The organism is Merdimmobilis hominis (genome assembly GCF_016901855.1).
Taxonomy (GTDB): domain Bacteria; phylum Bacillota; class Clostridia; order Oscillospirales; family Ruminococcaceae; genus Paludihabitans.
On sequence record NZ_JACJKY010000012.1, the window covers coordinates 64,353 to 71,748 of the forward strand.

General features: G+C 51.9%; 4 protein-coding genes. 3 read left to right on the forward strand and 1 reads right to left on the reverse strand.

Annotated features, from left to right (window positions below; translation table 11 throughout):
* Nucleotides 1-7: 7 nt before the first annotated feature.
* Both H6A12_RS08575 and H6A12_RS08580 read left to right on the forward strand, forming a co-directional pair.
* Nucleotides 8-1,747, forward strand: a complete 1,740-nt coding sequence (locus tag H6A12_RS08575) for an NADH-dependent [FeFe] hydrogenase, group A6 (RefSeq protein WP_204446884.1) — start codon at nt 8-10, stop codon at nt 1,745-1,747.
* A gap of 91 nt (nt 1,748-1,838) precedes the next feature.
* Entirely contained in the window at nt 1,839-2,612 is a 774-nt protein-coding gene (locus H6A12_RS08580) for a PHP domain-containing protein (RefSeq protein ID WP_204446886.1), read from the forward strand.
* Nucleotides 2,613-3,069: 457 nt separating this feature from the next.
* Here the strand turns inward: H6A12_RS08580 and H6A12_RS08585 are convergent, their stop codons facing one another.
* Nucleotides 3,070-6,024 (reverse strand): glycoside hydrolase family 9 protein, encoded by a 2,955-nt coding sequence (locus H6A12_RS08585; RefSeq protein ID WP_204446888.1) that lies wholly within the window; start codon nt 6,022-6,024, stop codon nt 3,070-3,072.
* A gap of 213 nt (nt 6,025-6,237) precedes the next feature.
* On the opposite strand from H6A12_RS08585, the gene H6A12_RS08590 reads away from it, so the two are divergent.
* Entirely contained in the window at nt 6,238-7,077 is an 840-nt protein-coding gene (locus H6A12_RS08590) for an amidohydrolase family protein (protein ID WP_204446891.1), read from the forward strand.
* Nucleotides 7,078-7,396 lie beyond the last annotated feature (319 nt).

Genomic DNA, 7,396 nt, shown 5'->3' on the forward strand with positions numbered 1-7,396 from the left:
GCGAGATATGGAAAATGTGAATTTGAAAATCAACGGTCTGTCCGTATCCGCACCGAAGGATGCGACGATTCTTGAGGCAGCGCGTCTTGCGGGAATCAATATCCCGACGCTTTGTTACTTAAAAGATGTAAACCAGATCGGTGCGTGCCGGATGTGCTTGGTTGAAGTAAAAGGCGCGCGCAGCTTTGCGGCTGCTTGTGTGCAGCCGGTCGGCGAGGGCATGGAGGTGTACACCAATACACCGGCACTGCGCCGCAGCAGAAAAAATACACTCGAACTGATTTTGTCGACTCACGATAAAAAATGTCTGTCGTGTGTCAGAAGCGGCGACTGCGAACTGCAGCGTCTGGCAAGAGAGTACGGCGTGGACGAGTCGAAATACGAGGGCGAAAAACCGCACTACGAACTCGACGCTTCCGCCGCACATATGATTCGTGACAACAATAAATGTATCCTCTGCCGCCGCTGCGTCGGTGCATGCGCAGAGCAGGGCATCGGCGTGATCGGTCCGAACCGCCGCGGCTTTGCATCGCACATCGGCTGCGCGTTTGAGATGGAATTGGCAGAAACCTCTTGCGTATCGTGCGGACAGTGCATCGTTGCCTGCCCGACCGGCGCGCTTTATGAAAAAGACGACACAGCAAAAGTGTTTGAAGCAATCGGCGATCCGGAAAAAGTTGTCGTGGTACAGACCGCGCCGGCTGTCCGTGCAGCACTCGGTGAGTCGTTCGGAATGCCGATCGGCACAAACGTCAAAGGCAAAATGGTTGCCGCACTGCGCCGTCTGGGATTCGACAAAGTGTTCGACACCGACTTCTCGGCTGACTTAACGATCATGGAAGAGGCAAACGAATTCATTGAGCGTGTGAAAAACGGCGGAAAACTGCCGCTTATCACCTCGTGTTCACCGGGATGGGTCAAATTCTGTGAGCACTACTACGAAGATATGGTCGACAATCTGTCGTCGTGCAAATCGCCGCAGCAGATGTTCGGCGCGATCGTCAAAACCTACTACGCAGAGAAAGAGAACATTGACCCGAGCAAACTGTTTGTGGTGAGCGTCATGCCGTGTACCGCGAAGAAATTCGAACGCGGCCGTGACGACCAGGCAGCAGCAGGCGTGCAGGACATCGACGCTGTGCTTACGACCCGTGAGCTCGCTTCGATGATCAAACGGGCGGGCTTAATGTTTGAGTCGCTTCCGGATGAGGAATTCGATATGCCGCTCGGCATCGGTTCCGGCGCAGGCGTCATCTTCGGTGCAACCGGCGGCGTTATGGAAGCGGCACTCCGTACGGCAGTGGAAACATTGACCGACACAAAACTCGAGGGCGAAGCGCTCGACTTTAAAGAAGTCCGCGGCACCAAAGGCATCAAAGAGGCAACGTATAAAGTGGGCGATCTTGATGTAAACGTCGCAGTTGTTTCGGGACTCAAAAACGCGCGGATGCTGCTTGACAAAATCCGTGCAGGCGAGGCAAATTATCACTTTGTCGAAGTAATGGCTTGTCCGGGCGGCTGTGTAAACGGCGGCGGCCAGCCGATTCAGCCGGCTTCTGTACGCAACAATACAGATATCCGTGCGCTTCGTGCAAGTGTGCTCTATAACGAGGACAAAAACCTGCCGATCCGCAAATCCCATGAAAATCCGGTCATCAAGGAGCTTTACGACACCTATCTTGAAAAACCGGGCAGCCACAAGGCGCATGAGATCCTGCATACCACCTATGTAAAACGCGGCTACTAATAAAAACGCAAGGATACAGTGATTTCGCTGTATCCTTGTTTTATCTTATGCAGGCACACAGTGCCAATGATAATTGAGAGCAGGTGACAGTATGACAGACGCACATATTCATATTGAACGAGGACCGTATACAAAAGAATGGATCGATCAGTTTGTTACACAGGCCGTACGTACCGGATTGGATGAAATTTATTTGCTGGAGCACTCGCACCGGTTTGTCGAATTTGCTCCCATGTACGATGCGGTTCGTGCATACAGCGACTATCAGAACGACTGGTATCAAAGCCGGGTGAACGGTTCGATCGCGGATTACCTGGTACTCATTGAGAAGATGCGCGGGGAATCGTTTCCCGTCACCATCAAATGGGGACTTGAGGTGTGCTACTTTCCGGAGCATGAAGCGCTGATCGGAAAGATGCTTCACGCCTTTCCTTTTGATTTTGCCGTTGGCTCTATCCATTGGGTGGACGGCTTTGGGTTTGACCATAAAGCCTCACTTTGGGAGGGCATCGACGTCGATGCCCTCTACCGCAGATATTATGAGCTGATGCTCAGCCTTGTAAGAAGCGGCTTGTTTTCCGGCGTGGCGCATCCGGATTCGATCAAGTGCTTTGGTCACCGCCCCGCGTTCGATTTGACTTCTGTCTACCGGCTGCTGGCGGATGAGTTGAACGCACATCATATGTACGCCGAGCAGAGCGGCGGACTCCGGCTCAATTACGGTTTCAGCGAATTGGGCATGAATGAAACGATGCTGCGTATTTTCAAGGAAAAGCACGTCGCGATTCGTTTTGCTTCGGACGCGCATAAACCGGAGGATGTCGGCGCGAACATTTTTGACCTGCAAGCGATCACACAGGCTTAGCCTGCCCGCTAAGCGGTTTTCCACGCCGCGGGAACATCCGCGGCGGAAGCTTTCTTGGGAGTGAATGGCGCGGCGGCAAAGCACTCGCTTTCCAGAAAATCCGAGCGAAGCGAGAGGAAACACCGAAGGTGCCCGGACTAAGTCCGGATTGACTCGCCGCGGGAATATCCGCGGCGGAAGCTTTCTTGGGAATGAATGCTCAAAGACATGGCAGGCACTGCCCAGAGAATGCGCGAAGCGACCGCCGCACCGCAGGTGCCCGGGCTAAGCCCGGATTGACTCGCCTTCAGCGGAGGCGCTTCTCAGGAAAGCATATGCTTAAAGACATGGTAGGCGCTCCCCAGAAAATCCGAGCGAAGCGAGAGGAAACACCGAAGGTGTGTAAAAGAAACAACCGCAGAGAACTTCTCTGCGGGTTGTTTCGGTGAAATGGAAATGGATCAAATGAAGCGACGATTTAGATGCGGTCATCCGTAAATGCGACGCGTTCGTCCAGATTGCCGTTTGGCAAAACAAGTCCGACAAACGGTTTCTGCTCGTTTTCGAGTACCGCGTGAAGGACGAGCGTGCCTTTGCCGTTTTCGACCGAAACGGTGTACGAGGATTCAAGACCGCTTATGTTGTCGGTGCGGATCGTGACCGGCAGATCGTACGAAGCCGTGACGTTGATTGTAATCGTGACATCTTTGCCGCTGCGGACAGCGCTTGCGGATACGTCACAAAGCGGACCGTCAATCGCGTACTGCTTGCCGCTTACCACCGTGATCGTCTTTTCCTCGGATTCGTACTGCATCCGGTACGTGCCGGCAGGGAGCGTCAGCTCATAGTAGCCGGTGCGCACGTGCGGTACGACCGTGTATGCTTTCTGCGAGACGACGTTCGTGCAGGTGAGGACGCCGCCCGGAATCACGCGTAAATAACCGCTTAAGCGTGCCGGAAGCAGGCTGTCCGCCATACACCACATCCATTTGGTCGCGGAGCAAACCCAAACTTCCTTGTAGGTTGCCGTGTTGACCTGCGGCCAGTAGGGAACGTCTTTTTCATAGTGACTCTCCATGCCGACGGTAATCGAGCCGGTGGTCTGACCGGGCTGAACGGTGTAATGCTGAATAAAATCGTAGCCCTCGCCGACCATCGTGGACTGTGCCATCGGGTTTTTGCCGAGAATCCATTCGTAGTTGTGCTGGGAAGCAACGTACAGATCATAGTCGTTGCAGTAGGACGCAACGGAGGTCATTGCCTTTGTCGCAGACAGAATCACGTTATAGTTGCCGCGGAAGCTGAACCATACCGGATACACGCGCAGGTAATAGCCTTTGCCGAGCGGGAAGCCCTCGCGTACCTGCGGCGCATAGCCGTCTGTGCACTCTGCGCCTACCATCGGATGGGTGGCGAATACTTTCTCCGGCATATTTTTCGCTTCATCCTCGTGGTAAACACCCGCCGGAATGACACCGTACGGACTGGTGTAGGACGCGATTTTCTTATAGTACGCACCGCTTAGTGTAAGCGCGCTGTACCATTTCATATAGCGGTCGCTGTCCGGAAATGTTTCGCACAGCGTTTTGAGCGCAAGCTCGGGCATGTAGGAGTATGCCATGTGATTATAGTGCGCGATCAAATCGCGGTTTGTGTCCTCGTAGAAAAATCCCACCATCGGAACATCCCAGTCCGTAAACTCCTGCTGCTGGCAGGTGAGGAGCAGGTCGGAAAATTCCTCTGCGGCTTGCACATAGGAAGCTTCCTGTGTTGCGGTGAAGAGCAGGGAGGATGCCAGCACGCCGGCGGAGATGATTTTTACATCCACAGAAATTCCATCCTCAAACATTGCTTCGACGATCTTTCTGTCCTCGCCGGTTTGGGATTCATTTTCTTTTTGCTTTTCGCAGGTGATGTCAACGCCCCAGTAAAAATCGTCTTTTGCGATCTTTAGCGCATATGCCGCATAGTCCGGGTCGATGTCTTTAAACAGTTCATAACCTAATAGTTCCGCATATGCCGCATCGAAGTTTGCGAGCGCGGAACGGGACGGTTCCATCGTGATGTCGTCGCTTGTGCCGATCACACCGTCTGTCCAAATGGACGAGGAGGAGTAGGTCGCACGGTATCCGCCCGGGAAGCGCATTTTCAAGACGTAGTCAAGGCCCCATTTTGCCTCTTCCAGTACACGCAAGAACAGGCGGTTGTTGCTGCCGTCTTTTTTGAGCGCGCCGGCAAGGCTGAACAGTGCGGCGGTCGCCTCTGCGGTGTTGATAAAGCCCTGTGCAAGGTCGGCAGCGTCATGCCAGCCGCCGTTTGCCACGATCGCCTTGCCGTCATGTACCATGAGCATATCGCTGTGGCAGGCGCGGTGCTTGCCCGGTACCTCATAGCCGCAGCGCAGGACGAGGAAGAAGTTTAACACTTTCCAGACAGACGACTCCCATACGTCCTCGCTGATTGCGAAGACGCGGGTCGAGAGATTGCCTGCGACCAAAATATATTCGCCCTCTTCGCAAAGCTCTGTGAAGTCCATCATCTGAAGCGTGCCGATTTTTGCATCGACCGTGAGAATTTCTTTCTCCAATACGACTTTGCCGGTTTTCGTTTCAATCAGCTTAAAGGTGTCCGCGTCAATGCCCGACGCAATCGCCAGCTTGTCGGAGCCGGGCTGATAGCCTTTGTGGGAGTAGCTGATGCGGTCGTCCGCCGGAATCCAGCCTTCGTATACGTCGCATTTGACGGTTTGCAGCTCTAATTTGTCGATATACCATGTCACATGATCGACCGCATCGTTTTCGTGGCCGACCATGTCGTAGTCGAAGCTTACGCCGGTCACACAGTCGCGGTCGAGATACGGCATCTCGAGCACCGCGTGATTCCACTGATTGGCTTTTAACGACATGTTGTGCGCACCGTCGCGTTCCCATTTTTCAGGCATTTTGCGTACGCCGTCGTTGTGCAGCTGCATGCGCAGGGTGATCGACTTCATACCGGGCGCGATCGGGTAAATCCAGACGGACAGGCGGTTAAACTCGCTCCAGTCCTCGCGGTCAAAGACACGTTTGACACTCGGCTGTGCGTAGATTCTGCCTTTGCGGCATTCGATCTGATGATCGAGATTGGTCGGGTGGGTAAATTTTAATGAATGGGAACCGCAGACACAGCGCTCGGAGGAAAGCTCCATTGTCGGAGCAGGTGTGATCTCCTCGCGGTCAGACAGATCGTTTGGATCAGCAAGCGGTTCCGGAACGGAAATGGAATAGCTTGTAATGAGCTGCCAGTGATCGAGGGATTCCATATCGTCGAGCAACCGGTTTTTTAAGACCGGTTTTTTTAACAGACGCGCTTCCGCAGTTTCCGACTCGTCAATCGGAATCGGAATGTGAACGTCGCGGCTCGCATCGATCATGGCTTTGAGTGATTGATTCATAAACATCCTCTTTTCTTTATAAAAAGTATATATTGCGATATATACAGTATAGCGTAAAGAATGGGGCGCTTCAATTCTTGAACTGTATAAAAAGGAAACACTCTTTTTGTAAAGATTGTTTACTAATTAAAATGGGTATCTAAAAGTGGGATTGATTTTAGCGATTAAAAGTGATACAATGAGAAAATAATCGGAAAAAGCGGAGGGATCAATATGGCTATTATATATAAGGAAGAAGAAATGAAGGTAATTGATGCGCACGTGCATACATTCCCGGATAAAATTGCGCAAAAAGCCGTCGGAAAGCTTCAAAAGATTTCCGGGATCACTCCTGCGACAGACGGCACACAGTCGGACACCAAACGGGTGATGGCAGAGAGCCGGGTCGATCATTCGATTTTATTAAACATCGCGACGAGTCCTGGACAGGAAGCGACGATCAATGCGTGTGCGGTCAAGACGTGTGAGGAAAAGGCGTTTACCGCATTGGGCTCGGTTCATTTTTTATCAGAGGATGTCGAGTCGATTTTAAAGGAAGCAAAGGCAGCGGGGTTAGTTGGCATCAAGCTGCATCCCGATTATCAGGGATTCATGATTGACGATCCGCGGGTGTTTCCCGTTTATGAGGTGTGCGCGTCGCTTGATTTGCCGGTCGTGTTTCATGCCGGGTGGGATTGTTACAGTCCGGATTTGATTCACGCGACGCCGGATCGCTCAGCCGCTGTGATGAAAGCGTTTCCGAAGCTTAAAATGGTGCTGGCGCATTTCGGAGGATTGAAGTGCTGGGATGCGGTGGAGGAATATCTGATCGGAAAAAACGTCTGGCTGGATACGGCGATGTGTGCGTCGTATGCGGACCCAGTAAAGATGCGGCGAATGATGTTAAAGCATAATCCACAGCAGATTTTGTTTGGTTCGGATTGTCCGTGGGAGAATCCGACTGCGGGTATTTCGTTTTTATGCAATATGGATTTACCGTCCGATATGGTTCGTTCGATTTTGAGTGAGAATGCGGTCAAGCTGTATGGTTTGAAGCAGGAAAAACTTTTTTGAGATTTTCTGAAAAAATGTGTTGACAAACGGGGGGTGTGTGTGGTATTATAATATAGCTGTCACGGAGGACAGGAAAAACGAGGAAATGAGAAGAGAATATCGAGAGAATCGCGAGAGCGAAAACCTCGAAAAAACTTCAAAAAAGTACTTGACAAACTGAAAACGACATGATATAATAATCAAGTCGCTTCCGAGAGAGCGAGGATGAGTGAAAAGCTCATCGGGATCTTGAAAATTAAACAATGTAAGGTAAAACGAAGAAAGAATAAATCGACCCGATTTAATTCTACGAGTAAGTACGACAGTGATAAGACGAGCG